The following is a 26,049-nucleotide window of genomic DNA, read 5'->3' as shown; positions in this document are numbered from 1 at the left end:
AGCCTGCCGCTCAGTCAGCCGCGTCCGCGACAGTGCCCCTTGCCTCCCTGGGCCAGCCGCTCCACGTCCACTGCGGCGGTAATGGCGGCGAAGTAGCCCTCGCTGTATCCGGTGGCCGTGGGATGCAGGGCAAAGGGGCCGTCCGCAAGGATCCAGGGGTCCGGTGAACCGATGCCGTGGCCGGCGAAGGCTTCGGTCACGTCCACGAAGGTGCCGTCGCCCACCTGACCGGCAACGACGGCGTTGAGCGCGTCTGTTCCGGCGTTGAACAGGTTCTGCGCCTCTACGCTGAGGATTCCCGGCGCAGCGGCCTCGAACAGGTGCGGATAACCGGCCACCACCAGTTCCGCCCGCGGTGCCGCCTGGCGGATCTGCGCAAAGCTGGCCTGCAGCTGGGCAACGACGGCGGTCTCCGCGTACGCCTGTGCCGCCGCCACTGCGGGGGCGCAGGTTTCCGGCAGCACGGGTCCGGCGCAGGCAGCCACCACTGAGCCGAACTGCACGTCATTGCCGCTAATGGTGACCGTGACCAGATCGGTCTGCCGGTTCAGCAGGTTGGCTGAGACGGCGGTGGAGATCTGCTCCGGCAGGTCCACGGGGCCTGCGGGCGGGGCCGGATCGGTGGTCAGTGCCGTGGCGCCGGCGCAGGACTGATCGCTGTCCAGCTCCACGCGCGGCAGGGCGTCCAGCAGGGTCGGATAGCCCTGGGCCGTGCGGCGGCAGGCATCCAGCAGCGGCCCGCCGCCGAATCCTGAAGCGTAGGAGTCCCCAAACGCTACATAGTCAACCGTTTTGTCCCGGCCGTGGCCGCCGCCGTGGCCTTTGCCGTGGCCGTTCCCGTGCCCCTTTCCATATCCGCCCCGGTGGCTGCCGTCCGCCCGGGCATCGGTGCCGGAGCCGGACACCGTTTCCGCAGCCGAAGCCGGCGCGGCGGTCACCGCGCCGGCAAGGGCTCCGGTCAGCCCCAGCAGGAGGGCACCAACCAGACCGGTGCGCCGGAGCCGGCCCGCCGATTTGGAGTTCCCCGGTGACCCGGAGGACGCGGAGAACCGGGGCAAAACCGTAGTCGGAGAATGAAACTCGTACATGATGCTCCTCAGTGGATGCGGATGTGCGCTCCAACGTAGTCCTGAACAATCTCCGCAGAACACCGTGGGCATGGCTCCGGCGCGCAGAACGGGTAGATTTCCGGTGCCCCAACCCGGCAGGGTGTGCTGCGCCACATCCTGCTGTAGGCTAAATCCTATTACTGAACGTCCGGTCAGTTATCCCGCGGTGGCCTGCCGGCCTGCCGCTGGACCTAGGCACGGACGGGACCGTACCGCAGGTCCCATCAATGCTTTCGAAAGGGCCAGTCAACGATGACCTCCACAGCCATAGACGTCCGGGTAGTGCCCAGCTACGTTCGGGATTCCTGGTGGATTCCGGACCGCTCTGAGCTCACGGCCGCAGACCCGGCGGAAGTCCGCGATGCCAGCACAGGGGAAACACTGGCCCTGGTCAGTACGGCGGGGCTGGACCTGGCTGCCGCCGTCGAGCACGCCCGCACGGTTGGCCGGAAGGGCCTGCAGCAGCTGACCTTCCACCAGCGTGCCCTCAAGCTCAAGGAGCTGGCCACCTACCTCAACGCCCACCGGGATGAACTCTATGAGGTGTCGGCCCGCAGCGGCGCCACCCGCACCGACTCCCTGGTGGACATCGACGGCGGCATCGGGGTGCTGTTCACCTTCGGATCCAAGGGGCGACGTGAACTGCCCAACTCCACCGTGCTGGTGGATGGTCCTGCCGAAACGCTGTCCCGTGACGGGTCCTTCATCGGCGAACACGTCTACACCTCGCTCCCGGGAGTGGCCGTGCAGATCAATGCCTTCAACTTCCCGGTCTGGGGCATGCTGGAAAAGCTCGCCCCCGCCTTCATCGCGGGCCTGCCCAGCATCGTCAAGCCGGCCACGCCCACCGGCTATCTCACCGCAGACGCCGTGAAGATGATCATCGATTCCGGCATCCTGCCGGCCGGATCCCTGCAGCTGATCTCCGGTTCAGCCCGGGACCTGCTCGACCACCTGGACTACCGCGACTACGTGTCCTTCACCGGCTCCGCCTCCACGGCCAAGCTGCTGAAGGCCCATCCGAACGTCGCCGAGGGCGGGGTCCGCTTCACCTGTGAGACCGATTCGCTCAACGCGGCCATCCTCGGACCCGACGCCGTCCCCGGCACCCCGGAGTTTGATGCCTTCGTGAAGTCCCTGGTCACTGAAATCACCGTCAAAGCCGGCCAGAAATGCACCAGCATCCGCCGCGCCATTGTGCCCGCTGAGCTGGTGGACGACGTCGTTGCCGCCGCCGGCAGGCGCATTGAACAGCGAGTGGTGCTGGGTGATCCCCGCGCCGAAGGCGTCACCATGGGCGCCCTGGCGTCCACTGAACAGCTTGAGGGGGTGCGCTCCTCCGTCCAGACCCTGCTCGATGCCGGAGCTGCACTGGCCTACGGATCACTGGACGCGCCGGAGGTCCTTCGCGGCGATGGAAGCCGAGGTGTGGCTGAGGACGGAGCGTTCCTGGCACCCATCCTGCTGACCTGGGCAGACACTGAAGCTGAGGCACTGCACTCGGTGGAGGCGTTCGGTCCGGTGGCTTCGGTGATCGGTTACGACGACGTCGCTGACGCCGTGCGCCTGGCTGCCCGGGGCGGGGGATCGCTGGTGGCCACAGTGTGCACCAATGATCCGGACACCGCCCGCGAGCTGGCCCTGGGCATCGCCGCGCACCACGGTCGGGTGCTTCTCCTGAACCGTGAAGATGCCCGCAGCTCCACCGGCCACGGCTCGCCCGTGCCGCACCTGATCCACGGCGGCCCCGGCCGCGCCGGCGGCGGCGAGGAGCTGGGCGGCATGCGCTCGGTGCTGCACCATATGCAGCGCACTGCCGTCCAGGGGTCCCCGAACATGCTCACCGCCCTCACCGGCGTCTGGCACACGGGTGCGGACCGGAACTTCGACGGCACCCATCCGTTCCGGAAGGACCTGTCCGAACTGAAGATCGGCGACGCCGTCCGCTCCGACCTCCGCGAAGTGGCGCTGGAAGACATCACGGCGTTCGCCAACAGCACCGGGGATACGTTCTATGCCCACACCAACCAGGCAGCCGCCGAGGCCAACCCCTTCTTCCCGGGCATTGTGGCACACGGCTACCTGCTGTTGTCCTGGGCGGCCGGGTTGTTCGTGGAGCCGGCGCCGGGGCCGGTGCTGGCCAACTACGGTTTGGAAAACCTGCGGTTCATCACGCCCGTGGCCGCCGGCGATTCCATCCGGGTCACCCTCACCGCCAAGAAGATCACGCCGCGGGAAACCGACGAATACGGCGAGGTTGCCTGGGATGCGCTGCTGACCAACCAGAACGACGACGTCGTGGCCACCTATGATGTCCTGACCCTGGTGGAGAAGAACCGCAGTACCGACTGATTCGTTCGGCGCGGAGGCACTTGGGTGTCCGTGTCCCATCTGCGGCTTGCACTAACAAACCAAACGTACTTGGTAACGAACCGTTTGGATTGTTAGCCTTGGGGGCATGAACTCGTTACCCCACGTTCCTCCGCAGGCCGGCCGCAGGGAATGGATCGCACTCGTTGTCCCTATCCTTGCCGTCACGCTCCTCGCCATTGACGGGACCGTGCTGTACATGGCGGTCCCCGCCCTGACGGCGGATCTGGCCCCCACGGCGACGCAGATCCTCTGGATTGGGGACATCTATTCGTTCGTGCTCGCCGGGCTGCTGGTGACGATGGGCAACCTTGCCGACCGCATCGGGCGCAAACGGTTGCTCATCATCGGCAGCCTGGCCTTTGGTGTTGCGTCCGTGATTGCTGCCTTCGCTCCTTCCGCCGAGGTGCTGATTGCCAGCCGTGCCCTGCTGGGCATCGCCGGCGCCACGGTTATGCCGTCAACGCTTTCCATCATCCGCAATCTGTTCCACGACCCGATCCAGCGCACGCGGGCGATTGCCATCTGGTCAGCGGGTGCCATGGCCGGCGGCGCCATCGGCCCGCTGGTGGGCGGCGCCCTGCTGGAGTTCTTTTGGTGGGGCTCGGTTTTCCTCATCAACGTTCCGGTGATTGTGCTGATCCTGGTGCTCGGTCTCTGGCTTCTGCCCGAGTCACGGAATCCGAATGCCGGAAAGATTGATCTTTTGTCCGCACTGCTGTCGGTGCTGGCGATTGTTCCACTGGTTTACGCCATCAAGCAGGCCGTCGGATCCGGACTGGGCTGGCCGGTTCTCGCGGGTGCACTGATCGGCCTGGGCTCCGGCTGGTTGTTCGTTCGCCGGCAGCGCGGTCTGAAGACCCCGATGGTGGACATCAGCCTGTTCCGCATCCCGGCATTCAGCGGTGCGGTCGCCGCCAACACACTGTCCATCTTTGCGTTTCTGGGCGTGTTGTTCTTCTTCTCCCAGTATCTGCAGCTGGTGCGCGGATACTCGCCTTTCTGGGCCGGCATGGCCGAGATGCCGGCGACCATCGCCTCCCTCGCCGTCGTCGCCGTCGTTGGCCTGGCGCTCTCGAAGCTGGGGCGCGGACGTGCCATCGCCGCCGGACTGTTTGTTGGAGCCCTGGGGCTGGCGGCGCTCGGTGTGACGGAGGGCCTGCCCCACTACCTTGGCATCGGTCTTTCGCTGGCGGTTATTGGCCTGGGAACAGGGCTGGCTATGACACTCTCCACCGACGCTGTGGTGGCTGCCGCGCCGCCCGAACGCGCCGGGGCCGCAGCCTCGATCTCCGAGACCGCCTATGAACTGGGTATCGCCCTGGGCATCGCCGTTCTCGGTTCGCTGCAGACGGCCCTGTACCGGGCCCGGCTTGAGATTCCGGAGGGCACCTCGCCGGAAACTGCGGCAGCTATGCAGGACTCCCTCGCCAGCGCGGCCGGTCGTTTGGGTGACAGCAACGAAGCTCTGCTTGCGATGGCGCAGCATGCTTTTACGTATGGCATGCAGGTAGCCTCATTTATTGCTGCCGCGCTCCTGGTTGTGGCCGCAGTCCTCGCCGCTCGGCTGATTCCGTCGGACACCACGAAAGAAGACACTCATGCCATCCACTGAGACAGCTGCCACGCGGGACAGGGAAAGGACCCGGAAAGCGATCGTTGAGGCGGCGTCCCAGACGTTGTTTACCCATGGCGGAGGCGTCAGCCTGGCGGATATAGCAGCGGCAGCAGGAGTATCCAAGGGGGCGCTGACCCATCACTTTGCCAGCCGGAACGCGCTGGAGGAAGCAATTCTGGCGGATGTGTCCCAAAAGCTCTGGGATGCCGTGCACGCCCGCGTTGATCTGAGCGAGAACCGGCCCGGGAAGTTGCTGCGGGGCTATGTCCGGGCGCTGACCGACGCGGATAATCCCGCGGTGCGCCAGGTCTTTGCCCCCACATCCCTGCTGCTGATCATCGGCAGCACGGAACCGGCCATTCAGGGGTTCCTCCGTGCGGATGCACAGAGGTGGCGGGAAGCATTCGACGCCGACGGGCTGGATCCGGCTACCTCCCTGACCATCCGCTACGCCGCCGAAGGCCTCGCAGGGTCCATTGGGACTCCCTACCTCACCGCGTCGGAACTCCGGACTTCGCGGGCGAGGCTTCTGGAGCTGGCTGAGCCGGAATGACGCGGGTGTGCACCGCACTCCCGTCAGGACCGCGCGTGCAGCCCGTCAAACATGATCGAGATGACGTCATCGGCCAGCTGGTCCGGGGAAATGGGTCCGCCGGGCTTGTACCACTCCACAATCGAGTTGATCGTGCCGAAAAGCAGGCGCGTGGTGGTGCGCGGATCGATGTCGCTGCGCAGGGTTCCCTCGCTCCGCGCTGCGTCCACCAGCTTGGCCACCCGATGGTCGAATTCGCGGCGCCGGGACAGTGCGTCGCGCTCAATTTCGGTGTTGCCGCGCAGGCGCAGCAGCAGCGTTACGAACGGCAGGCGCTCGGTGAGGACCTTGATAGTGCCGCGCAGCACGAACTCCAGCTGCTCATCCGCAGGGCCGGTGGAGGCCCGGGCGTCGTCCAGTACTGCCTCCAGCCCGCCGAGTGCGTTTTCCAGAGCCAGGCGCAGCAGGTCCCCCTTGGAGGGTACATGGTGGTAGATCGCTGACTTGGTGATGCCCAGGTTTTCCGCCAGGATCCCCATCGAGGTTGCTTCGTAGCCGTGTTTGTTGAAGACGTCCACGGCAATGGCGAGGACGGACTGCTGATCGTATCCGGGACGGCCGCGGCGGTTGGCGGCGGTGGCAGCGCCGGATGCGGCAGATGGCGTTGAAGGCATGGGGTCCATTTTCTCACGAACGTTCGGCCGGGCGGGCCGGTCCCGGGCGGGCACTGCTCAGCCCTGGACCAGGCCAGCTTCTTTGGCGCGCAGGTCATAGATTCGGCGGAGCTTGCCGCTGGAGCGGGCCAGGGTTCCGGGTTCCGCCACCTGGACGGTGCAGGAGGACCCCACATGGATCTTGATCTGTGTCCGCAGCTCCATGGCGGCGTTCAGGCACTCGTCCGAGGTCGAGTCTTCGCGCCGTTCAATCTTGACCGTGAGTTCGTCCATGCGGTCCGGCCGGGTAATTTCCAGCTGGAAGTGCGGGCTCAGCGCGGGGATGCGCAGGGCAATTTCCTCGATCTGGCTGGGGAACAGGTTTACGCCGCGCAGGATGATCATGTCATCGCTGCGTCCGGTGATCCGGCCCATGCGGCGCATGCCCGGGCGTGCGGTGCCGGGCAGCAGCCGGGTGAGGTCATGGGTCCGGTAGCGGATGATCGGCAGGGCTTCCTTGGTGAGGGAGGTGAAGACCAGTTCACCGGGTTCGCCGTCGTCCAGCACCTTGGTGTCATCGAAGGGGTCGATGATTTCCGGGCGGAAGTGGTCCTCCCAAATGTGCGTGCCGTCCTTGGACTCCACGCATTCCCCGGCCACGCCCGGTCCCATCACTTCAGAAAGGCCGTAGATGTCGCAGGCGTCCAGGTCCATGGACACTTCCAGTTCGTGGCGCATTTCTTCGGTCCACGGTTCTGCGCCCAGGACGGCGTTCTTCAGGGAGGTGGAGCGCGGATCGATCCCCGCGGCCCGCATCGCGTCGGCGATGGTGAGCAGATAGGTGGGCGTGCACAGGATGGTGTCCGGCTGGAAGTCGGAGATCAGCTGTATCTGGCGCTCGGTCTGTCCGCCGGACATGGGGATGACCGTGCAGCCGAGCTTCTCTGCACCGGCGTGGGCACCCAGGCCGCCGGTAAACAGGCCGTAGCCGTAGGCGTTGTGGACCTTGTAGCCCGGTTTAACGCCGGAGGCACGCAGGGACCGCGCCACCAGCGTGCTCCAGCGGTCCAGGTCGCCGGCGGTGTAGCCGACGACGGTGGGCCTGCCCGTGGTTCCGGAGGAGGCGTGGATTCTTGCCACCTGCTCCTGCGGCACGGCGAACATGCCGAACGGGTAGGTCTGGCGCAGATCCTCCTTGGTGGTGTACGGGAACTTAGCCAGATCTGCGAGCTCCCGAAGGTCTTCGGGATGGACGCCGGCCTCGTCAAATTTCTGCGTGTACAGCGGTACGCGCTCGTAGGCGTACTTCACCGTGTGCTGGAGGCGGGTCAGCTGCAGCGCTTCAATTTCATCGCGGCTCATCCGCTCTTCGGGATCAAGCGACGCCAAGTCTGCAGGGGTGGATTTGAGCAGTGCGGGGGAGGAGGTCATGGAATGCCCTTTGGGTTGGAACGTCATCGTCAAGGAAAGAGCCGCGGCATCGAAGAGGTGGCTAGCTGCGGGAGCGGAAGGCCGGGTTGGGCACCGCACGCGACCGGCCGCGGAACTCCGCAACCACCCGGCTGTCGCCGCCGGGGCCGGAAGCGGTGATCTCGACGTCGTAAACGCCGCTTCGTCCGGCGGAAGCCCGGTGAGTGGCCACAGCCCGCAGAGTCTCACCAGGCAGTGCAGAGGAAATGAACGTGATGTCAGCGCCGGACGCGACGGTAATCAGTTCCATCTCCGCGACGCTGGTACCGGCGGGATTACAGGCGAGGGCAAAGGCGGTGTCCGCAAAGGCGAAGACCATGCCGCCGTGGGCAATGCTGAAGCCGTTGAGCATTTCGGGGCGCAGCACCATGGTGATGGTCGCTTCGCCGGGGGCCAGGTGCTCCACCGTGAATCCCAGCCAGCGCCCCGCGGCGTCGTGCTCGAGGATCGGATGGTCCAGTCCGTGTTCCTGCACATGAGCGGCAACGTCGATGTCAGCCATGAGACCCTCTCGCTTTATTTACCGAATGTTCATTAGGTAATCCTGTGAGCGAGGTCACTGTCAAGCCGGGAGGCGTAATGCTTCGGCATTTGCCAGGGGCAGGGACACGGCGCCGTACCGTGCCGTAGGTTGAGGAGGTGATAGCTTTCGATGCCGCGGCTGCGGCCGGGGGAGCGGCCTGCCGGGCCGCGTCAGCCGGTGCTCCCTGAATGGCTGGATCCGCAGGTCTTCCTGGCGGATCCGGCGTTGGGGCCGTGGGTGGTGCTGGTGGTCTGCGGCATTGTGTTCGCCGAGACCGGCCTGCTCGTGGGGTTCTTCCTGCCCGGTGACACGCTGCTGTTCACCGCTGGCCTGCTGGTGGCCACCGGAACGGTGCACATCAACGTCTGGCTGCTGGGACTGCTGATTTCCCTGTCGGCGTTTCTGGGCGACCAGCTCGGGTACTGGATCGGCAGGCGGGCCGGGCCCGCAGTTTTTTCCCGGCCCGAATCGCGGATTTTCCGGCGCGAAAACGTGGACCGTGCCGAGGCGTTCTTTGCCCGGCACGGCGGCAAGGCCATCACCCTGGCCCGTTTCGTGGGCATCGTCCGGACCTTCACTCCAGTGGTGGCCGGAGTGGGCAAGATGCGCTATTCCGCCTACCTGGCCTTCGACGCGGCAGGGGCGCTGCTGTGGGGTACGGGGTTGACGCTGCTGGGATATGTGCTGGGGGACAGGTTCCCCTTTATCCGCGACCACCTGGACCTGATTGTGGTGGGCGTGGTCCTGCTGACCGTGGCGACCATTTCGCTCACGCTGCTGCGGCAGGGCAAAAAGGGCCAGCGGGCGCCCGGGCAGCCGCTGAACAGGCCCGCGCCGGAGCCGGGCGACTGAACGCCCGGGCTCCGGCAGCGGCAGCCGCTAGTTGCCTGCGGTGCCGGGAAGCAATTCCGTGGCTCCCAGGGCATCGAGCACAAACGCGTAGTCCCAGGCCCGGTCCTTCCAGGCCTCGTAGCGGCCCGAGGCGCCGCCGTGCCCGCCGTCCATCTCGATCTTCAGAACGATCGGCTCGGAGCCGGTGGTCACCTCGCGCAGCTTGGCCACCCATTTGGCCGGCTCCACGTACAGCACCCGGGTGTCGTTGAAGCTGGTCACCGCAGCAATGCGGGGGTAGTCCACGGCCCGGATGTTCTCGTACGGGGAGTATTCCTTCATGTACCGGTAGACCTCGGGATCGGTGATCGGGTTGCCCCACTCCTCCCACTCCAGCGCGGAGAGCGGCAGTTCCGGATCCAGGATGGTGGTCAGGGCGTCCACGAACGGAACCTGTGCCACGACCGCCCTGTACTTCTCCGGCGCCAGGTTGGCCACGGCACCCATCAGCAGCCCGCCGGCCGAGCCGCCCATGGCCGCAATCCGTGACGGATCCACCCACCCGGAAGACGCCAGGTAATCAGTGGCGTCGACGAAGTCGGTGAAGGTGTTCTTCTTGTTCAGCTTCTTGCCCTGGTCATACCAGGCACGTCCCATTTCGCCGCCGCCGCGGATGTGCGCGACGACGAAGATGACGCCGCGGTCCAGCAGGGACAGCCTGGCCACGCTGAAACCCGGATCCATACTGATTTCGTAGCTGCCGTAGGCGTAGACCAGGGCGGGGTTGGTTCCGTCCTGCCGAACCTCGGCGCGGCGCAGCACGGACAGCGGAATCCGGGTGCCGTCCGCAGCAGTAGCCCAGGCCCGCTCCGCCACGTACTCGGCCGGGTTGTAGCCGCCCTTGACCGGGGTTTCCTTGCGCAGCTCCAGCTCGCCGGTGGCCAGCACGTAGTCGTAGACCCGCGGCGGAGTCAGGTAGGAGGTGTAGCTGAGCCGGATGATGGGGGAGTCATACTCCGCATTGGCCAGGTTGGCTGTGTAGAGCTCCTCGTCAAAGGCCGGCTCCACGGCATCGCCCTGGACTTCGGTGCCCAGGCCCTCCAGCGGAAGGACCTGCACCCGCTCGGTGGTGTCCTTGCGGACCGACACGATGACGTGCGTTTTGGTGACGGCCGCTCCGTTGACGCGGACGGCGTCGTCGTGCGCCACCACGGTGTTCCAGTGCTGCTCGGCCAGCGGATGTGCAAACTCGGTCTCCGCCACGAGGGAGAGCATGGAGTTGAGGGCATCCTTGTTGTGCGTGATGAGGTAGTGGCGCTCGCCGGCGATGGTGACGGGCTCGGCCTCGTAGAGGATGCGCTCGCTGCGCGGAATCAGGGTCCGCACTTCGCCGGCGGGATCTTCGAAGTCCAGGACCCGGTACTCGGAGTATTCGGAGTTGCTGATGCCGATCAGCAGCTGCTGCCGGTCCGCGGAGAGGTCAAAGCCGGTCCACATGGCAACGTCGTCCTCCTGGTAGATAACGACGTCGTCCTGGACCGGAGTACCGAGGGTGTGGGCCTTGATCTGGTAGGGGCGCCAGGAATCATCCACCACGGTGTAGAACACCCGTGTGCCGTCGGGGGAGAAAGCGAGCGAGTAGAAGACGTTGGTAACCTCGTCCGGCAGCAGTTCGCCGGTGCGCAGGTCCTTGATCCGCAGTGTGAAGCGCTCATCGCCGGCGTTGTCCTGCGAATAGGCCAGCAGGTTGCCGTCCTCGGTGACGGCCAGTCCGCCGAGCGAGAAGAAGGGCTTGCCTTCGGCTTCGGCGTTGCCGTCGATGAGGATCTGCTCGCCCGGAACCGGAACGCCGGGCTCGACGACGGGCGGAGTCCAGTCCGCGTCCAGGTCCCCGGTGTCCTTTGCTGCGGTGCGGCAGTGGATGGCGTACTGCTTGCCCTCTTCGGTCCGGGAGTAGTACCACCAGCCCTTCTTGCGGGCCGGCACCGACAGGTCAGTTTCCTCGGTGCGGTTTTTGATCTCGTCAAAGATCTCCTGCCGCAGCTTCTCCTGATCCGCCGTGACCTCTTCCATGTAGGCGTTCTCTGCCTTCAGATGCGCCACGACGTCGGGGTTTTCCTTTTCCCGCAGCCACTCGTAGTCGTCAACGAAGGTATCTCCGTGGTGGCTGCGTTCGGTGGGAACCTTGGGGGCAACAGGAGGAGTGGCAGAAGTAGTCATGTCCCGAATATATCGACACCGTCCGGGCGGGCGAAGAACTCCGCGGCGTTTATGCTCGGGGCTTACCGGTCTGAATACAGCTCAGCGCAGCAGGAACCAGGCTCCCATTGCGGCGGCTGCGAGGAACAGCATCCAATTGCCGAGCACTCCCAGCAGGGTCAGGCCGAAAGAGGAGGGCGGAGGGGCGATCATTGGGTCAAGAATGGGGTCCGGAGCTGTGTCCTTGCGGAACTGGCCCCAGAGTGAGGTGGAGAGCAGAACCAGGCCGCCGGTGAGCGCGGTGGGCAGCGCTGGAAGGGTGAAGAGCACCACGTCCCTGGCAAGCACGCCGATCAGGACCTGAAGGGTGAAAACCACCATTAGCGCGGCGGCGGGACGCCACAGCGGTCCCCGAACGAAGAAGGCCAGGAGGAGGGGCACGCAGGCCGCAAGGGCCAGCCCGGTCAGCACGATGAGCAGGCCGGGGAGGGTCACTTGGACGCTGCCGTCCGTGGAACTCACCGCTGCCGCCACTGCGAAGAACCCCAGCAGCCCCAGGCAGGTGGGCACCAGCAGGGCGGCCATGCCGGACCGGGGTTCCTTGTGGCGGGGCAAATCCAGGCTTGCGGCGTACGCCCGTGCCGGGCCGAACACTTCGCCGGGCGTGCCGCCGGAGTCCGCGAGGAACTCCCGGGCGGAGGCTACCGCATCCCCGATGGCGTCCCCGGGGACGTCCTGCAACCGCAGTTCGACCACAAAGTCGTCAAACCATCGCTTGGTGGCCCTATCGGTTCGGCCGGCGCGGTTTGGTTTTGGGGTGGTCCGGCTGTCACGGGTTTCCATGAGTGCTCCTGTCGGGGGTCTCAGTGCTGCGTCCTTGAGTGCCGAGAAAACGGTCAACCGTGCCGCTGAAGCGCGCCCACAGTTCGCGCTGTTCGCCCAATTCCCGTCGCCCGGCAGGGGTGAGGGAGAAGTACTTCCTCCCCGGACCGCCGTCCCCGGCGTGCCATGAGGCGGTTACCCAGCCTGCAGCCTCGAACCGGGTGAGCAGCGGATACAGAGTGCCGCCCTTTACCGTGCCGAAGCCTTGCTCCTCCAAGTCGGAGGCGATGGCGTAGCCGTAGGTGGCGCCGCCGTCGAGCGCCTTCAATACGCACAGGCTGAGCGTTGCCCGCATCCAGTCGCTGGGCCAGGAAATGTTCTGCACGACTAGATACTTTCATTAACTAGTTCGTCTGTCTAAATAGTGCGAAATGTTGACGTGAAGTGGATCACGCATATATCCTGACCGAACGGTCGGTAATTATCTTTTGCACTTTCGCATCCGGCTCCTTATCGCACAGTGAGGTGACAGTTATGTCGTTGCATACCGACGCTTCCCCCGGGCTGCAGGCCGTTCCGGCCGAAGCACCGAGTGTCTCGGACGCCCAGGCTTACTTCGAGCAGCTCCTGGCTGAAGACTCGCGGATTGAACCGCGCGACTGGATGCCTGAGGCCTACCGCAAGACGCTGGTCCGCCAGATTTCGCAGCACGCGCACTCCGAGATCATCGGCATGCAGCCTGAGGCCAACTGGATTACGCGTGCCCCGTCCCTCAAGCGCAAGGCCATCCTCATGGCCAAGGTGCAGGACGAGGCCGGACACGGCCTCTACCTGTACTCGGCTGCGGAGACGCTGGGAACGCCGCGCGAGAAGATGACCGAGGACCTGATTGCCGGCAAGGCCCGGTACTCCAGCATCTTCAACTACCCCACCCTCAGCTGGGCGGACATGGGCGCGATCGGCTGGCTCGTTGACGGCGCCGCCATCTGCAACCAGGTTCCGCTCTGCCGGGCGTCCTACGGCCCCTACGGACGCGCGATGGTGCGCGTCTGCAAGGAAGAGTCCTTCCACCAGCGGCAGGGTTTCGAAATCCTGCTGGAACTGGCGAACGGCACCGAGACGCAGCGGGAAATGGCGCAGGACGCCATCAACCGCTGGTACGCCCCCTCGCTGATGATGTTCGGCCCGCCGGATGATGATTCGCCCAACTCCAAGCAGTCCATGGCTTGGAACATCAAGCGCTTCTCCAACGATGAACTGCGCTCCCGCTTTGTGGGAATGATCGTGGAGCAGGTCAAGGTCCTGGGCCTGACCCTGCCGGATGACTCCATCCGTTTCAACGAAGACACGCAGCAGTGGGAGCACGGTCCCCTGGACTGGAACGAGTTCAAGGAAGTCCTCGCCGGACGCGGGCCCTGCAATGCGCAGCGCCTGGCCCGCCGCCGCGAGGCACATGAAGACGGCGCCTGGGTGCGCGAAGCAGCAGCCGCGTATGCAGCAAAGCAGGCAGCGGCACAGAAGACAGAGGTGGCTTAGATCATGGTTTCCGGTTCAACAACGGGCGACGACGGCGCCAAGCCGGTGGGCACGCAGACTTCCGCCGAGCCGGAGACCGCGGCCGGTGCTGCGGCACTGAGCTCGGCCTGGCCTCTCTGGGAGGTTTTTGTCCGGTCCTCCCGCGGACTCTCCCACGTCCACGCCGGCTCGCTGCACGCTCCGGACGCGGACATGGCAGTCCGCAACGCCCGCGACCTCTACACCCGGCGCAACGAGGGCGTCTCGCTCTGGGTGGTGCCGGCGTCGGCCATTATTGCCTCCGACCCCGACTCCAAGGGGCAGTTCTTTGAATCCCCCCAGGGCAAGGACTACCGGCACGCCACCTACTACACCAAGTCCGAAGGAGTGAAGCACCTGTGAGCTCGGACAGCGCCACCCGCATTACCCCCGGCAACGCCCTGCGCCCGGAGGACATCGCCGCGGCGGGCATTAAGGCTCCCGCCGACGTCGCTGAATACGCCCTGCGCCTGGGCGATGATTCCCTGATCCTGGCCCAGCGGCTGGGCTGGTGGATCTCCCGTGCCCCGGAGCTGGAAGAAGACGTGGCGCTGGGCAACATCGGCCTGGACCTGCTCGGACACGCCCGGTCCTTCCTGACCTACGCCGGGTCGGCCAGCGGCAGGACCGAAGATGATTTGGCGTACTGGCGCCGCGAGGGTGAGTTCCGCTCCGCACACCTGTTTGAACAGCCCAACGGCGACTTCGGGCGGACCATTGCCCGCCAGCTGGTGGCCTCCTTCTACTTGTATGAGCTGTACACCGCGCTGATGTCCTCCACGGATCCGACCCTGGCCGCTATTTCAGCCAAGGCCGTCAAGGAAGTTGACTACCACCGCGACCACAGCGCCCAGTGGGTCCTGCGCCTGGCCGGCGGCACCGAGGAATCACGGCGTCGCATCACGCGTGCGCTGGAACTGACGTGGCCGTATGTTGGTGAGCTGTTCGAGGATGACGAGCTGGCCGTATCCCTGGCCGCAACCGGAGCGGCAGTCCTGCCGTCCGCGCTGCGCGAGAGGTTCGACGCCGGCGTCGGCGCCGTGCTGCGCGAAGCAGGGCTTGAGGTTCCGGCGGTCCCGGCAGCCCCGGGCGGAGGACGCCGCGGAAAGCACAGCGAACATTTGGGATACCTGCTGGCCGAGATGCAGGTCCTGGCCCGCGAGCATCCCGGCGCCAGCTGGTAAGCGGTCATGACTGAGACTGAAGGTGCCACCGCCGTCGGCGCCGAAACGCTCCGTCCCTCCGATCCGGCAGCCGCCCGCGCCTGGGACATTGCCGCGACTGTCTGCGACCCGGAGATTCCGGTGCTCACCATTGAAGATCTGGGTGTGCTGCGGGCCGTTGAACCGACCGGACCGGACACTGTCACGGTCACCATCACGCCCACCTACTCCGGCTGTCCGGCCATGGACGCCATCCGCCAGGACGTGACGGCGGCGCTGAACGCCGCCGGCTATGACCACGTCCGCGTGGACCTGGTGCTCGCCCCGGCCTGGACCACTGACTGGATGAGCGAGGCGGGGAAGGCCAAGCTGAACACCTACGGCATTGCCCCGCCCACGGGCAAAGCCTCGGCTGGCCCGGTCCGGCTGGGCCTGAGCGTGAAGTGCCCGCAGTGTTCCTCCCTCAACACCCGTGAACTGACCCGTTTCGGCTCCACCTCCTGCAAGGCGCTTTATGTCTGCCAGGACTGCCGTGAACCCTTCGACTATTTCAAGGTGCTCTAACCCATGACTACATCCGTTCCCGCGCAGGCGCCCTCCGCACTGCCCGCGCCCTCCGCTGCGGACGCAGCTGTGCCGTCGCCGGGCCCCGCGCCCTCCCGCCGAACCACCTTTCATCCCCTCACCGTCGCCGAGGTGCGCCGGCTCACCGAGGACGCCATCGAAGTGACCTTCGCGGTGCCCGAGACCCTCGCCGGATCGTATGACTACCTGCCCGGGCAGTATGTGGCCCTGCGCACCACCATGGACGGCACCGAAGTCCGCCGCAGCTATTCCATCTGCGCCGAGCCGCGGCCCGGGGAAATTCGGGTGGCGATCAAGCGTGACCTGGGCGGCCGGTTCTCCACCTGGGCCAATGAATCCCTCAAAGCCGGGGACGTGCTGGATGTCATGAGTCCGGCCGGCGGTTTCATTTCCAAGCATCCGATGAACGGCCTGAACCACCCCGAAGACCTGGACGTCGCCGGCGAGAACGTTTTTGTGGCGGTGGCCGCCGGATCGGGCATCACCCCGGTGATTGCCATTGCCCGCACGGTGCTGGCCGCGTCCGAGAGCACGCGCTTCGACCTCGTCTACGCCAACAAGGCCGCCATGGACGTGATGTTCCTGGAGGAACTCGCGGACCTGAAGGACCGCTACCCCGCACGGTTCGCCCTGCATCACGTGCTGTCCCGCGAACAGCGCATCTCCCCCCTGCTGTCCGGCCGGATCGACGCCGAGAAGCTGTCCGTGTTGATCGACTCGGTGCTGCCGGCGCAGCAGGTGGACGAGTGGTTCCTCTGCGGACCCTTCGAGCTGGTGCAGATGTGCCGGGACGCCCTGGCCGAGCGCGGGGTTGACGCGGACAAGGTCCGGTTCGAGCTGTTCAGCACGGGCCAGCCCGGCAAGCCGGAAGGGGCCGCGGGCCGTCCCGTCGTCGTCGAGCCCGGCGGAGACAACTACTCGATCACGTTCCGCTTGGACGGGCTGCAGGGCAAAGTGGCCAGCCCCACCCACGCCCGTGAATCCATCCTCAACGCCGCGCTGCGCGTCCGTCCGGATGTTCCGTTCGCCTGCGCCGGCGGCGTTTGCGGCACATGCCGCGCCAAAGTTGTCACCGGCACTGTGGAAATGGACGAAAACTACGCCCTGGAACCGGATGAACTGGAAAAGGGCTACATCCTGACCTGCCAGAGCCGCCCCACCAGCCCTGACGTCACCGTCGATTACGACGCCTAGTCTTCGAAGGAACGGAGCACCTCTTGATTGACCTGAGCGTCACCGGCGGCATCGCCGAAATAGTCCTCAATGCACCGAAGAAGCTCAATGCCCTGAACGAGGAGGCGCTGGCTGAACTGTCCCGGGCCTACGACGACGCCGAAGCCGCGGGTGTGCGGGCGCTGCTGCTGCGCGGGGAAGGCCGGGCGTTCTGCGCCGGACGGGACATTTCCGCCGTCGACCCCGCCAACGACGACGCCTACGCCTATCTGGGTGACCTGGTGACTCCGCTGCTCAAGAAAATGGCAGCCTTTCCCGCACCCACCTTCGCCGCGGCGCAGGGTGCCTGCCTCGGCGTCGGACTCGGGCTGCTCGTGGCCACGGACGTTGTCTACGTGGCGGATAACGCGAAGATCGGGTCCCCGTTCGCCAACCTGGGCGCAACCCTGGATTCCGGCGGGCACTGGCTGTTCACCGAACGCCTCGGCGCGCACCGGACCCTGGACCTGATCTACACGGCGGATCTGATGAGCGGGTCCGAGGCTGTGGCCGCCGGACTGTTCAGCCGTGCCTTCCCGGCCGATGAGCTGCTCGACTCCACCCGGGCCATCGTGGAGCGTGTGGCCAGCGGCGCAACCGGAGCGTTTCGGGCATCGAAGTCCCTGGTGGCGCAGATCCGCGACTCCCGCGTGGGGTTGTGGACGGCAATGGAGGCCGAGAACACCGCCCAGGGCGAGCTCTGCCGGACCAAGGACTATGCCGAGGGATTTTCCGCGTTCATCGACAAGCGCAAGCCGGTTTTCCAGGGGTAAGCCACGGGACTTGGAACCGTCGCTAGAACAGATAACGGGACTTTGATTCATCGCTGGAACAGATAACGGGCTTAAACGGTCCTCAGGACCCCATTATCTGTTCGAAGGATTCGGGCGAGCGGGTTTTGACCCCGGTATGTGCACGAAGGATTCGGGGCAGGCGGCCCGCAACGTATTCGACAACCCGTAGAAATCCGGGGAGAATGTCAGCAGCCGGACCGAGCACCCGCTCACCCGGTCCGAACCGTCTCCGGGAGGGAACATGAGCACGCGCACCGTACGCCTGGTGCGCGGCTGGGCCGCAGCCTTGTCGGCCACGGCCGTTGCTGCTGCCTCCCACGTCCTCGCCGGCGGGGTCATCCCCAACCCGTTCATCGTGCTGTTCGCCCTGGCGCTGTCCGCGATGGTCTCCTGTGCCCTTGCCGGACGGACTCTTTCCCTGCCGCGTACAGCCGGAGCAGTGCTGGCCAGCCAGGGAATCTTCCATCTGCTCTTTACAGTCGGGGGAGCGGGGCTGACCTCCGGTCCCTCCGCCGGTCTGAGCGCAGTGAGCCACGCAGGGCACGCCGGGCATGTGGAACCGGCAGCACTGGCCGCACAGTTTTCCGACCCCGGAACGGCCGTATCCGTGAGTGCGGCGGGGCATTCTTCGGCCGCAATGTGGCTCGGTCACCTGATCGCCGCCGCAGCAACGGTACTGCTCATCCGCAAAGGGGAAGCTGCCCTGCTGCGGCTCATGGCAACCATGTGTCTGTCCATCACGGCCATCCTGCCGCTGATCCTCCCGCTGCCGCTGGGACCGCGGATTCCCAAGCTCTCCAGCCTGATCCCTGCTGACCCGCTGAGGAACCTCGGTGTTCCGCTGCTGGTGATGAGACACCGGGGCCCGCCGGCCGCTGCTGTGTTCTTCTAGGCCCGCGCACCTCCGCGCGGAGCCTTACTCCCAGCAGCCGTCGGTAACGGGCCGGCGCAGAAAGCAGTCATGCCCTCTCTCTCCTCAACATCCTTTTCCCACCAGCTCAATTCCACCCCTCGCTCCCGCAGTGCTGTGTCCCGCCACCTGCTCGCCTTCCGTGTGTTCCTGCTGGGCGCCCTGCTGCTTGCAGGGTTCGGAGCAGCGCTGACAGCCGCACCGGCAGCACTGGCCCATGACGAACTTGTTTCCTCCACGCCGGCGGACGGCACCGTCCTGGAAGAAGCTCCGGCAGAGCTTGAGCTGGTTTTCAGCTCCGAACTGATGGACATCGGCAACAAGGTGATTGTCGCGGACGCAGCCGGAACCAACGTTGTCGAGACCGAGCCCGTGCTTAACCGCGAGACCCTGGTTCAGGCGCTGCCTGCACTCGGAAACGGCGTCTACCAGGTCAACTGGCGTGCGGTTTCCAGCGACGGACACCCCATCACCGGAACGTTCAGCTTCACCGTTGATGCACCGGTTCCGGCCGCCTCGGAGACGAACTCTCCGGCCGGTACACCTACGGAATCAGCAGCAGCATCCGCCACGGCGGAGCCGACGGCTGAGTCTTCCGACCCCGCAGCAACGGAGGAATCCGTAGCATCGCATGTGCCCTGGGCCCTTGGCGGTGCGGCCGTGGGAGCCATCATTGCCCTCGCCGTCTGGGCTGTTGTTGCGCAGCTGAAGAAGCGCCGCCGCGGAGCCGGATCCTAACCGGCAAACTGCCGTGCGCCGCGCCTAAAACCCCGCGCGGCTAGTCAAACGCAACCGTTGGGCTGCGTACCCCAGCGACTTTTCGCCCGGGCCCCTGAGCGCGCCCGCGCACCAAACCTTTCGGAGTACCCAAAATGAAAAAACTCTCCCTTGCAGCTGCCGTCCTTGCATTCTCCGCCGCAGGGCTTGCAGGCTGCGCCGCTGATACCCCGGCCACCGGCTCCTCGTCTGGAGCCGCCGCCGAACAATCCCAGCACCTGGCCATGACCGGAGCCTGGGCCAAGGCCAAAAGCACCGGCGACATGACCGGCGCCTTTGGCACCCTGGAAAACTCCGGGGCGGAAGACATTACGGTGGTGGCCGCGACGTCACCGGCCGCTGCCGCGGTGGAACTGCACGAGACGGCAGCCGGCGCCGACGGTGCCATGGCAATGCAGGAAATCGAGGGCGGCTTCGTTGTCCCTGCGGGCGGGGAATACGTCCTCGAACCCGGTGCCAACCACCTCATGCTCATGGGCCTCACCGATGACCTGTTGGCTGGCGAGACGCTGGCCATCACCCTGGAACTTGGCGACGGCAGCACCCTGGAGATGGAAGCCACGGCCAAGGACTTTGCCGGCGCCAACGAAAGCTACGAACCGGATGATGCGCCTTCCGAAAATGATGCTGCCCATGGTGCGGGGCACGGTGCCGGACACAGCAGCGAAGAACCATCGACGGACCACTGATGAGCCAGGAAAAGCCCCAGGGCGTCGGCCGCCGGCGCCTGCTGTTCGGCGGGGCGGCAGCCGGACTGGGCGCGGTCGCGGCGGCCGGCGCTCAATGGGCGGGAAACAGTTCCAGCTCCGAGCCGGACCTGGCCCGCACCGGGCTGGACGAGAGCGGGGCCAATGGTTCCCGGACGGTCCCCTTCTACGGAAGGCACCAGGCGGGGATCGCCACCGAGCCGCAGGCGCACGCAGCGTTCGTCGCACTGGACCTGGGCGCCGATGTGAACCGCGACCGGATCCGGTCCTGGCTGCGTCTGCTCAGCGACGACGCCGCGGCGCTGACCCAGGGCCAGCCTGCCCTGGCGGACACGGAAGCGGAGCTGGCGGTTCGTCCCGCCCGGCTGAGCGTGACCTTTGGATTTGGTCCGGGCCTGGTCAAAGCTGTTGCCCCGCACCTGGCGCCGCCGTGGCTGGCTCCGCTGCCCGCCTTCGGCATTGACGCCCTGCAGGAGCGCTGGAACGGCGGAGACCTGCTGCTGCAGATCTGCGCCGATGATCCGCTGACCGTGGCCCACGCCCAGCGGATGCTGTTGAAGGACAGCCGGGCGTTTGCCGCCGTGCGCTGGATCCAATCCGGATTCCGCCGTGCATACGGCAGCGAACAAACCGGCACCACCATGCGGAACCTTTTTGGCCAGGTGGACGGCTCGGCCAACCCTGTTCCCGGAACGGAGGAATTTGACCGGGTGGTCTGGGGCGACGCAGAAATCCCGGCGTGGCTGGACGGCGGCACCTCCATGGTTATCCGGCGGATCGCCATGAACCTGGACACCTGGGACGAACTGGACCGGCACGGCCGCGAGGAGTCCGTAGGGCGCACCCTGGCCAACGGTGCGCCCCTTACCGGTTCCGCCGAGCACGACGCTCCCGACTTTGAGGCAGTCACGGCGCTCGGCTTCCCGGTGATCCCCGATTACTCCCATATGCGCCGGGCGCGGCCGGACAATCCGCGGCAACGGATCCTGCGGCGTTCGTACAACTACGACGACGCGCCGGAGCCCGGCGGTTCGGTCTCCAACGCGGGGCAGGTTTTTGTCTCCTTCCAGGCAAACGTGAGCGCCCAGTTCCTGCCGATCCAGGAACGCCTGGACAAACTGGACCTGCTCAACGAATGGACAACGCCGATTGGTTCGGCAGTGTTCGCCGTGCCGCCGGGTGCCAGGGAAGGCGGTTTTGTGGGGGAGGAGCTCTTCGACTGAGCACCGCCGACTGAGCACCGCCGGCTGAGCAACCGCCGCACCGTAACGCCGGCCCTGGGCCGGGCTGAGCCGGGTTGTCCCACCGGGGCGCCAGAGACTAGGTTGGAAACTAATGATCAGCATGCTGATTATTATCCGGGCCACCCGGAAGTACCAGCAGCCACGGAGAGACGGAGGCACAGATGACGGACAGCTACGATCCGAATAATGACCCGGGCAATCCCGACAAGCCCAAGGACGCCGGCAAGAAACTGCAGGACTCCAGTCGGGAGGGCGGAGGCAACGCCGACACCAGCACGGAAAAGGGTAAGTTTGCCAACCCGGACCCCGCGGCAGGGAACGTCACCGGGCTGGAGCCCGGCGGCGGCGTTCCCCCGGGAGAGACGCCTCCCGCCGAGGACCAGATGAGCATGGATCAGGGGCACGACGAAGATTAGGCCGCCCCGGTACTGCGCACAGCGGCCCGCCACCGGACTTCCGGGTGGCGGGCCGCTTGCTGCGTCAGGGTCTTTTGCTGTCCTGGCGGCCGCGCGGCGCCGGCTCCAGGCCTTGCCCTTACCGCGCGTCCAGATCCTCAAACACCAGGAACGTCTGCGTATCCAGGATGCCCGGCATTGATTGCAGCTGGTCGAAGATGACCTGGCGCAGATGGACATTGTCCTCGGCGCGGACCAGCAGGATTACGTCGAAGGAGCCGCCCACCAGTGCAATGTGATGGATTTCGGGAATGGCGCGCAGCTGCTCACGCAGTTCCCGCCACGAGTGCTGGCGCACCTTCAATGTCACATAGGCGGACGAACGCAACCCTGCTTTCACCGGGTCAACGACGGCGGTGAAGCGGCTGAGCACTCCTGTTTCCGTCAGTTTGGCAATCCGGGAATACGCGTGGGCGCGGGAAATGTGCACGGCCTCGGCCACGGCGGTGACGGACGCCCGGCCATTGCCCGTGAGCTCAGCGAGGATGGATCGGTCGATGTCATCCAGTCTCGGGGCCGGTTGCTCGGTTATGTCCCGTGCCATAGTGTCCACACTCTCCGGGGTAATCCAGCTCACAATTTACATTTCGTCCACCAGCGTAGCCGACAGGGACGCATTCATCCACGTTTTTGCCGCTGTGTGGATACGAATAAGGGTTCGTCAGCATACTTGGGTAACAGAACATCCACGGCGAAGAGGCGGTGGAAGGGCAGCTGACGGAGGCAAAATGACTATCTCAACGGGCAATCCGCCCCCCGGAGCCATGGACGATCCCCGCAGGGACGCACGCCGATTCGGCACCGCCGGCAGCTCGGACCTGCTGCCCTCGGACTCACCGGTGCAGCTGGTGGACCCGGACGGCGTCCACCGCCACGATGACCGCTATCCGCTGCCCGACGGCGATTCCCTCCGCAGCGCCTACGCCCGGTTGATCGCGGGCCGGCGCATCAACGACCAGGCCAACGCGCTCGTGAGGCAGGGCCGGCTGGCGGTCTATCCTTCCTCCCACGGCCAGGAAGCCTGCCAAGTGGCCGCCGCCGTCGTTCTCGACAAAAACGACTGGCTTTTTCCCACCTACCGCGACACAGTGGCGGTGATCTCCCGCGGCGTTGAACCGCTGCAGGTCCTGACTCTGCTGCGCGGTGACTGGCATTCGGGCTACGACCCCTACGAGCACAACACCGCTCCGCAGGCCACGCCACTGGCAACCCAGCTGCTGCACGCCGTGGGCGTGGCCCATGCCGCCAAGCTCAAGGGCGAAGACACCGTGGTGCTGGCCATGTGCGGAGACGGTGCCACCAGCGAGGGCGACTTCCACGAGGCCCTGAACTTCGCCGCCGTGTTCCACGTGCCCGTGGTGTTCTTTGTGCAGAACAACGAGTACGCCATCTCGGTGCCGCTGGCGAGCCAGTCGGTGGCGCCGTCCCTGGCGCACAAGGCAATCGGTTACGGCATGCCCGGCGAACGGGTGGACGGCAACGACCTGGCGGCCCTGCTCTCGGTCCTCGGCGCCGCCGTGGACCGGGCGCGTGAGGGACACGGGCCGTCACTGGTTGAAGCGCACACCTACCGCATGCAGGCCCACACCAACGCGGACGACGCCACCCGCTACCGCACGGAGGAGGACGTCCAGAAGTGGGTGCCGCGGGATCCCATCGCCCGCATGCGCACCTACCTGCGCGGCCTCAACCTGCTGGATGACGACGCCGAAGCCGGCTTCGCAGCAGATGCCGAGGACATTGCCGCCGCCATGCGCGACGGCTTGAACACCGATGTGGAACCGGATCCGCAGGAACTGTTCAACCACGTCTACACCCGACGCACGCCGCAGCTCACTGAGCAGGCAAACCTGCTGCGCGACGAACTCTCGCGCCAGGCCTGAAAGGCAGCCACGATGACCGTTACCGAAACCCTCGAAGTCCCTGAAACACTCGAAGCACCGGCCGCGCCGGGCCCGGCCGCCCCTGAGTCCCTCACCTTCGCCAAGGCACTGAACACCGCACTGGCCGATGAAATGGCGGCCAATTCCGCCGTCATCATGTTCGGCGAGGACGTGGGCCCGCTGGGCGGCGTCTTCCGCATCACTGATGGGCTGACCGCCCGTTTCGGTGAAGAGCGCTGCTTCGACACCCCGCTGGCCGAATCCGGCATCATGGGCATGGCCGTGGGCATGGCCATGAACGGCATGCGTCCCGTAGTGGAAATGCAGTTCGACGCCTTCGCCTACCCGGCGTTTGAACAGGTGGTTAGCCACGTGGCCAAGACCGCCAACCGCACCCGCGGCAAGGTCCGCCTGCCAATGGTGATCCGCATTCCCTACGCCGGCGGCATCGGGGGAGTGGAGCACCACTGCGATTCCTCCGAGTCCTATTACGCACACACTCCGGGACTGACCGTCGTGGCGCCCGCCACGGTTGCCGACGCCTACACGCTGCTCCGCGAAGCCATTCGGCTGAACGATCCCGTGGTTTTCCTGGAACCCAAGAAGCTTTACTGGACCAAGGAGGATGTGGACCTCGCCGCACTGCGCAGCCGCTTCGACGCCGAAGATGTGTCCGACGACGGCACCCGGCTTTCCGGCGGCATCGGCACCGCCGCAGTGGCACGCTCCGGCTCCGACGCCACCCTGATTGCCTACGGACCGTCAGTGGCCACGGCCATGGCTGCCGCCGAAGCCGCAGCGGAAGAGGGCCGGTCCCTGGAAGTGATCGACCTGCGCTCCATCGTGCCGTTCGACGATGAAACCGTCACCGCCTCGGTCCGCCGCACCGGCCGCGCCGTGGTCATCTCGGAAGCACCCGGCTTCGCCTCCGTGGCTTCTGAAATCGTGGCCCGCGTGCAGGAACGCTGCTTCCATTCCCTGGCCGCACCGGTGCTACGCGTCACCGGGTTCGATATCCCCTATCCGGCACCGAAGCTCGAGCACTGGTTCCTGCCCAGCGTGGACCGGATCCTGGACACCGTTGACGAACTGCAGTGGGAGGACCGATGAGCACGCGCACCTTCCTGCTCCCTGATCTGGGCGAAGGCCTGACCGAAGCCGAACTGGTGACCTGGCTGGTGGCCGTGGGCGACGAGATCCGCGTGGACCAGCCGGTGGCCGAGGTGGAAACCGCCAAGTCCCTGGTGGAAGTTCCCTCCCCGTTTGCCGGCACCGTGGCACAGCTGCACGGCGAAGCAGGGCAGACACTCGACGTCGGGCGTCCCCTGATCTCTGTGGCGCCGGCCGGCACCGGGTTGGGCGCCACGGAAAGCGCCGCGTCCGCGCCGGCACCGGGACGCAGCGACCCCGACGGCGAAGCCTACCGGCAGGAAGAAAAGGCCGGTTCGGGCAACGTGCTGATCGGTTACGGCACCCCCGGCGGACACGCCGTGGCACGCCGGACCCGCCGCCCGCGTACCGCAGCGGCTGGACCGGTTGCAGCTCCGGTTACATCAGCCCCTCCGGCACCGGTTCTGGCAGTAGTTCCGGACCTCCCGGCCGAGGCTCCGAGGTGCATCTCGCCGCTGGTCCGCAAGCTCGCCCGCGAGAACGGCGTCCGGCTTGCTGATCTGACAGGCTCCGGCGCCAACGGACTGATCCTGCGCAGCGACGTGGAAGCAGCTCTGTCCCGGGCAGGGTCATCCGAAAAGGCGGAACCCGCCGCAGCCCCCGCAACCCCGGGGATTCAGGCAGCCCCTGCCGGCAGCGACCCGCGCACCGGCCTGGCCGTCGCATCGCGGACACCGGTCAAGGGACTGCGCAAAACGGTTGCCGCGAACCTCACCGCCAGCCGGGCCAGCATTCCCGAGGCCACGGTCTGGGTGGATGTGGACGCCACCGCCCTGCTGGAACTGCGTGCGGACCTCAAGCGCCGGCACCCGGACAACACCCCGGGCCTGATGGCGTTCCTCGCCCGCTTTGTGCTGGCCGGTCTGGCGAAGTTCCCCGAACTCAATGCCCGGTTCGATCCGGCAACCGAGGACGCCGACGGGGGTGCAAGCATCACAGCCTACGATGGCGTCAACCTGGGCTTCGCAGCGCAGACCGACCGCGGCCTGGTTGTTCCTTCCATCCGCCGTGCCGACACCATGAACGCCCGCGGCCTGGACGCGGAAATCCGCCGGCTCACAGCGTCGGCACGCGATGGCAAGGCCACGCCTGCGGAGCTGACCTCGGGCACCTTCACGCTGAACAACTACGGGGTGTTCGGTGTGGACGGCAGCGCCGCGATCATCAACTATCCGGAGTCGGCCATCCTTGGGATCGGCCGGATCATCGACAAGCCGTGGGTCGTGGACGGCGAACTGGCCGTACGGAAAATGACCGAGCTGACCCTGGTCTTCGACCACCGGATCTGCGACGGCGGCACGGCCGGCGGCTTCCTGCGTTACGTGGCGGATGCCATCGAGAACCCGGGCAGCGTCCTCGCGGACCTCTGACGGACCAGGGGCACCTGGCTCGGCCGGACCCGCGCCGCAACATTTGCGGACAGTCGTGGTCCGGCCGCCGCGGCCGCGATACCTTGGAACCAGAAGTT

The 26,049-nt window shown here is 66.2% G+C and carries 26 protein-coding genes; 18 read left to right on the top strand and 8 right to left on the bottom strand.

Annotated features, from left to right (window positions below; translation table 11 throughout):
• Nucleotides 1-14 precede the first annotated feature (14 nt).
• Nucleotides 15-1,088, bottom strand: coding sequence for an SGNH/GDSL hydrolase family protein (locus CXR03_RS02990; protein ID WP_181034474.1), 1,074 nt, complete (start codon nucleotides 1,086-1,088; stop codon nucleotides 15-17).
• A gap of 273 nt (nucleotides 1,089-1,361) precedes the next feature.
• On the opposite strand from CXR03_RS02990, the gene paaZ reads away from it, so the two are divergent.
• The 3 genes from paaZ to CXR03_RS02975 all read left to right on the top strand — a co-directional run bounded on the left by paaZ (nucleotide 1,362) and on the right by CXR03_RS02975 (nucleotide 5,650).
• The gene (paaZ, locus tag CXR03_RS02985) at nucleotides 1,362-3,461 is read left to right on the top strand and encodes a phenylacetic acid degradation bifunctional protein PaaZ (RefSeq protein ID WP_104101833.1); all 2,100 of its coding nucleotides are present in this window, start codon (nucleotides 1,362-1,364) and stop codon (nucleotides 3,459-3,461) included.
• Nucleotides 3,462-3,567: 106 nt separating this feature from the next.
• The gene (locus tag CXR03_RS02980; protein ID WP_104101832.1) at nucleotides 3,568-5,094 is read left to right on the top strand and encodes an MFS transporter; all 1,527 of its coding nucleotides are present in this window, start codon (nucleotides 3,568-3,570) and stop codon (nucleotides 5,092-5,094) included.
• The gene (locus CXR03_RS02975) at nucleotides 5,081-5,650 is read left to right on the top strand and encodes a TetR/AcrR family transcriptional regulator (RefSeq protein WP_104101830.1); all 570 of its coding nucleotides are present in this window, start codon (nucleotides 5,081-5,083) and stop codon (nucleotides 5,648-5,650) included. The genes CXR03_RS02980 and CXR03_RS02975 overlap by 14 nt, the downstream gene beginning before the upstream one ends.
• 23 nt (nucleotides 5,651-5,673) lie before the next feature.
• Here CXR03_RS02975 and CXR03_RS02970 read toward each other — a convergent pair whose 3' ends face one another.
• From CXR03_RS02970 to CXR03_RS02960, 3 genes are all read right to left on the bottom strand, one after another.
• A complete protein-coding gene (locus CXR03_RS02970; protein WP_104053031.1) occupies nucleotides 5,674-6,303 on the bottom strand; it encodes a TetR/AcrR family transcriptional regulator in 630 nt (209 codons plus the stop codon).
• Between the two features lie 57 nt (nucleotides 6,304-6,360).
• Nucleotides 6,361-7,713: a phenylacetate--CoA ligase PaaK gene (gene paaK / locus CXR03_RS02965; RefSeq protein ID WP_104101829.1), complete on the bottom strand. Its 1,353-nt coding sequence runs from the start codon at nucleotides 7,711-7,713 to the stop codon at nucleotides 6,361-6,363.
• Between the two features lie 61 nt (nucleotides 7,714-7,774).
• The gene (locus CXR03_RS02960) at nucleotides 7,775-8,254 is read right to left on the bottom strand and encodes a hotdog fold thioesterase (RefSeq protein WP_104101827.1); all 480 of its coding nucleotides are present in this window, start codon (nucleotides 8,252-8,254) and stop codon (nucleotides 7,775-7,777) included.
• A 198-nt stretch (nucleotides 8,255-8,452) separates the two neighbouring features.
• Between CXR03_RS02960 and CXR03_RS02955 the strand changes: the two genes are divergently transcribed.
• A complete protein-coding gene (locus CXR03_RS02955) occupies nucleotides 8,453-9,127 on the top strand; it encodes a DedA family protein (protein ID WP_207377195.1) in 675 nt (224 codons plus the stop codon).
• Between the two features lie 27 nt (nucleotides 9,128-9,154).
• Here the strand turns inward: CXR03_RS02955 and CXR03_RS02950 are convergent, their stop codons facing one another.
• The 3 genes from CXR03_RS02950 to CXR03_RS02940 all read right to left on the bottom strand — a co-directional run bounded on the left by CXR03_RS02950 (nucleotide 9,155) and on the right by CXR03_RS02940 (nucleotide 12,482).
• Nucleotides 9,155-11,326 (bottom strand): S9 family peptidase, encoded by a 2,172-nt coding sequence (locus CXR03_RS02950; protein ID WP_104101823.1) that lies wholly within the window; start codon nucleotides 11,324-11,326, stop codon nucleotides 9,155-9,157.
• Nucleotides 11,327-11,407: 81 nt separating this feature from the next.
• On the bottom strand, nucleotides 11,408-12,148 hold the full coding sequence (locus tag CXR03_RS02945) for a hypothetical protein (protein ID WP_104101822.1): 741 nt from the start codon (nucleotides 12,146-12,148) through the stop codon (nucleotides 11,408-11,410).
• Entirely contained in the window at nucleotides 12,135-12,482 is a 348-nt protein-coding gene (locus tag CXR03_RS02940; RefSeq protein WP_104102774.1) for a PadR family transcriptional regulator, read from the bottom strand. Before CXR03_RS02940 ends, CXR03_RS02945 begins: the two co-directional genes overlap by 14 nt.
• Before the next feature lie 179 nt (nucleotides 12,483-12,661).
• Here CXR03_RS02940 and paaA point away from each other — a divergent pair, with 179 nt between their 5' ends.
• The 11 genes from paaA to CXR03_RS02885 all read left to right on the top strand — a co-directional run bounded on the left by paaA (nucleotide 12,662) and on the right by CXR03_RS02885 (nucleotide 21,489).
• Nucleotides 12,662-13,663, top strand: coding sequence for a 1,2-phenylacetyl-CoA epoxidase subunit PaaA (paaA, locus tag CXR03_RS02935; protein WP_104101821.1), 1,002 nt, complete (start codon nucleotides 12,662-12,664; stop codon nucleotides 13,661-13,663).
• A 3-nt stretch (nucleotides 13,664-13,666) separates the two neighbouring features.
• Complete coding sequence (gene paaB, locus CXR03_RS02930; protein WP_237685638.1) at nucleotides 13,667-14,044, top strand: 1,2-phenylacetyl-CoA epoxidase subunit PaaB; 378 nt, start codon at nucleotides 13,667-13,669, stop codon at nucleotides 14,042-14,044.
• The gene (gene paaC / locus CXR03_RS02925; RefSeq protein WP_258073465.1) at nucleotides 14,041-14,865 is read left to right on the top strand and encodes a 1,2-phenylacetyl-CoA epoxidase subunit PaaC; all 825 of its coding nucleotides are present in this window, start codon (nucleotides 14,041-14,043) and stop codon (nucleotides 14,863-14,865) included. The genes paaB and paaC overlap by 4 nt, the downstream gene beginning before the upstream one ends.
• Before the next feature lie 6 nt (nucleotides 14,866-14,871).
• The gene (gene paaD / locus CXR03_RS02920; RefSeq protein WP_104101819.1) at nucleotides 14,872-15,408 is read left to right on the top strand and encodes a 1,2-phenylacetyl-CoA epoxidase subunit PaaD; all 537 of its coding nucleotides are present in this window, start codon (nucleotides 14,872-14,874) and stop codon (nucleotides 15,406-15,408) included.
• Nucleotides 15,409-15,411: 3 nt separating this feature from the next.
• Nucleotides 15,412-16,623 (top strand): 1,2-phenylacetyl-CoA epoxidase subunit PaaE, encoded by a 1,212-nt coding sequence (gene paaE, locus CXR03_RS02915; RefSeq protein WP_104101817.1) that lies wholly within the window; start codon nucleotides 15,412-15,414, stop codon nucleotides 16,621-16,623.
• 23 nt (nucleotides 16,624-16,646) lie between these two features.
• Nucleotides 16,647-17,414, top strand: coding sequence for an enoyl-CoA hydratase/isomerase family protein (locus tag CXR03_RS02910; RefSeq protein WP_104101816.1), 768 nt, complete (start codon nucleotides 16,647-16,649; stop codon nucleotides 17,412-17,414).
• 262 nt (nucleotides 17,415-17,676) lie between these two features.
• Nucleotides 17,677-18,327 carry a hypothetical protein gene (locus CXR03_RS02905; RefSeq protein ID WP_104101814.1) on the top strand — a complete coding sequence of 217 codons (651 nt, stop codon included), beginning with the start codon at nucleotides 17,677-17,679 and terminating at the stop codon, nucleotides 18,325-18,327.
• Between the two features lie 69 nt (nucleotides 18,328-18,396).
• Nucleotides 18,397-19,083, top strand: coding sequence for a copper resistance CopC family protein (locus CXR03_RS02900; RefSeq protein WP_104101812.1), 687 nt, complete (start codon nucleotides 18,397-18,399; stop codon nucleotides 19,081-19,083).
• A 134-nt stretch (nucleotides 19,084-19,217) separates the two neighbouring features.
• Nucleotides 19,218-19,811, top strand: coding sequence for a copper chaperone PCu(A)C (locus CXR03_RS02895; RefSeq protein ID WP_104101811.1), 594 nt, complete (start codon nucleotides 19,218-19,220; stop codon nucleotides 19,809-19,811).
• On the top strand, nucleotides 19,811-21,052 hold the full coding sequence (locus CXR03_RS02890) for a Dyp-type peroxidase (RefSeq protein WP_104101809.1): 1,242 nt from the start codon (nucleotides 19,811-19,813) through the stop codon (nucleotides 21,050-21,052). The genes CXR03_RS02895 and CXR03_RS02890 overlap by 1 nt, the downstream gene beginning before the upstream one ends.
• A 182-nt stretch (nucleotides 21,053-21,234) precedes the next feature.
• Entirely contained in the window at nucleotides 21,235-21,489 is a 255-nt protein-coding gene (locus CXR03_RS02885) for a DUF6480 family protein (RefSeq protein WP_104053017.1), read from the top strand.
• Between the two features lie 118 nt (nucleotides 21,490-21,607).
• On the opposite strand, the gene CXR03_RS02880 is transcribed toward CXR03_RS02885, so the two are convergent.
• Nucleotides 21,608-22,072 carry an Lrp/AsnC family transcriptional regulator gene (locus CXR03_RS02880; RefSeq protein ID WP_104101808.1) on the bottom strand — a complete coding sequence of 155 codons (465 nt, stop codon included), beginning with the start codon at nucleotides 22,070-22,072 and terminating at the stop codon, nucleotides 21,608-21,610.
• A gap of 220 nt (nucleotides 22,073-22,292) precedes the next feature.
• Here CXR03_RS02880 and pdhA point away from each other — a divergent pair, with 220 nt between their 5' ends.
• The 3 genes from pdhA to CXR03_RS02865 are packed head-to-tail and all read left to right on the top strand — an operon-like array spanning nucleotide 22,293 to nucleotide 25,951.
• Nucleotides 22,293-23,411: a pyruvate dehydrogenase (acetyl-transferring) E1 component subunit alpha gene (gene pdhA / locus CXR03_RS02875; RefSeq protein ID WP_258073527.1), complete on the top strand. Its 1,119-nt coding sequence runs from the start codon at nucleotides 22,293-22,295 to the stop codon at nucleotides 23,409-23,411.
• Between the two features lie 12 nt (nucleotides 23,412-23,423).
• Complete coding sequence (locus CXR03_RS02870) at nucleotides 23,424-24,521, top strand: alpha-ketoacid dehydrogenase subunit beta (protein ID WP_104101804.1); 1,098 nt, start codon at nucleotides 23,424-23,426, stop codon at nucleotides 24,519-24,521.
• On the top strand, nucleotides 24,518-25,951 hold the full coding sequence (locus tag CXR03_RS02865; protein ID WP_104101802.1) for a dihydrolipoamide acetyltransferase family protein: 1,434 nt from the start codon (nucleotides 24,518-24,520) through the stop codon (nucleotides 25,949-25,951). The genes CXR03_RS02870 and CXR03_RS02865 overlap by 4 nt, the downstream gene beginning before the upstream one ends.
• Nucleotides 25,952-26,049 lie beyond the last annotated feature (98 nt).

The sequence above is a fragment of the Arthrobacter sp. 08Y14 genome, assembly GCF_002929455.1.
Classification (GTDB): domain Bacteria; phylum Actinomycetota; class Actinomycetes; order Actinomycetales; family Micrococcaceae; genus Arthrobacter_B; species Arthrobacter_B sunyaminii.
This window is presented reverse-complemented; position numbering and strand designations above follow the sequence as displayed.

Bases quoted from the DNA above. Each gene is read 5' to 3' on its own strand.
- CXR03_RS02880 (WP_104101808.1), bottom strand. From the start codon at position 22,072: ATGGCACGGGACATAACCGAGCAACCGGCCCCGAGACTGGATGACATC.
- paaD (WP_104101819.1), top strand. From the start codon at position 14,872: ATGACTGAGACTGAAGGTGCCACCGCCGTCGGCGCCGAAACGCTCCGT.
- pdhA (WP_258073527.1), top strand. From the start codon at position 22,293: ATGGACGATCCCCGCAGGGACGCACGCCGATTCGGCACCGCCGGCAGC.
- CXR03_RS02950 (WP_104101823.1), bottom strand. From the start codon at position 11,326: ATGACTACTTCTGCCACTCCTCCTGTTGCCCCCAAGGTTCCCACCGAA.
- CXR03_RS02960 (WP_104101827.1), bottom strand. From the start codon at position 8,254: ATGGCTGACATCGACGTTGCCGCTCATGTGCAGGAACACGGACTGGAC.
- CXR03_RS02890 (WP_104101809.1), top strand. From the start codon at position 19,811: ATGAGCCAGGAAAAGCCCCAGGGCGTCGGCCGCCGGCGCCTGCTGTTC.
- CXR03_RS02990 (WP_181034474.1), bottom strand. From the start codon at position 1,088: ATGTACGAGTTTCATTCTCCGACTACGGTTTTGCCCCGGTTCTCCGCG.
- paaZ (WP_104101833.1), top strand. From the start codon at position 1,362: ATGACCTCCACAGCCATAGACGTCCGGGTAGTGCCCAGCTACGTTCGG.
- CXR03_RS02870 (WP_104101804.1), top strand. From the start codon at position 23,424: ATGACCGTTACCGAAACCCTCGAAGTCCCTGAAACACTCGAAGCACCG.
- paaB (WP_237685638.1), top strand. From the start codon at position 13,667: ATGGTTTCCGGTTCAACAACGGGCGACGACGGCGCCAAGCCGGTGGGC.
- paaK (WP_104101829.1), bottom strand. From the start codon at position 7,713: ATGACCTCCTCCCCCGCACTGCTCAAATCCACCCCTGCAGACTTGGCG.
- paaA (WP_104101821.1), top strand. From the start codon at position 12,662: ATGTCGTTGCATACCGACGCTTCCCCCGGGCTGCAGGCCGTTCCGGCC.
- CXR03_RS02905 (WP_104101814.1), top strand. From the start codon at position 17,677: ATGAGCACGCGCACCGTACGCCTGGTGCGCGGCTGGGCCGCAGCCTTG.
- CXR03_RS02970 (WP_104053031.1), bottom strand. From the start codon at position 6,303: ATGCCTTCAACGCCATCTGCCGCATCCGGCGCTGCCACCGCCGCCAAC.
- CXR03_RS02900 (WP_104101812.1), top strand. From the start codon at position 18,397: ATGCCCTCTCTCTCCTCAACATCCTTTTCCCACCAGCTCAATTCCACC.
- paaE (WP_104101817.1), top strand. From the start codon at position 15,412: ATGACTACATCCGTTCCCGCGCAGGCGCCCTCCGCACTGCCCGCGCCC.
- CXR03_RS02945 (WP_104101822.1), bottom strand. From the start codon at position 12,148: ATGGAAACCCGTGACAGCCGGACCACCCCAAAACCAAACCGCGCCGGC.
- CXR03_RS02980 (WP_104101832.1), top strand. From the start codon at position 3,568: ATGAACTCGTTACCCCACGTTCCTCCGCAGGCCGGCCGCAGGGAATGG.
- CXR03_RS02975 (WP_104101830.1), top strand. From the start codon at position 5,081: ATGCCATCCACTGAGACAGCTGCCACGCGGGACAGGGAAAGGACCCGG.
- CXR03_RS02865 (WP_104101802.1), top strand. From the start codon at position 24,518: ATGAGCACGCGCACCTTCCTGCTCCCTGATCTGGGCGAAGGCCTGACC.
- CXR03_RS02940 (WP_104102774.1), bottom strand. From the start codon at position 12,482: ATGCGGGCAACGCTCAGCCTGTGCGTATTGAAGGCGCTCGACGGCGGC.
- CXR03_RS02895 (WP_104101811.1), top strand. From the start codon at position 19,218: ATGAAAAAACTCTCCCTTGCAGCTGCCGTCCTTGCATTCTCCGCCGCA.
- CXR03_RS02885 (WP_104053017.1), top strand. From the start codon at position 21,235: ATGACGGACAGCTACGATCCGAATAATGACCCGGGCAATCCCGACAAG.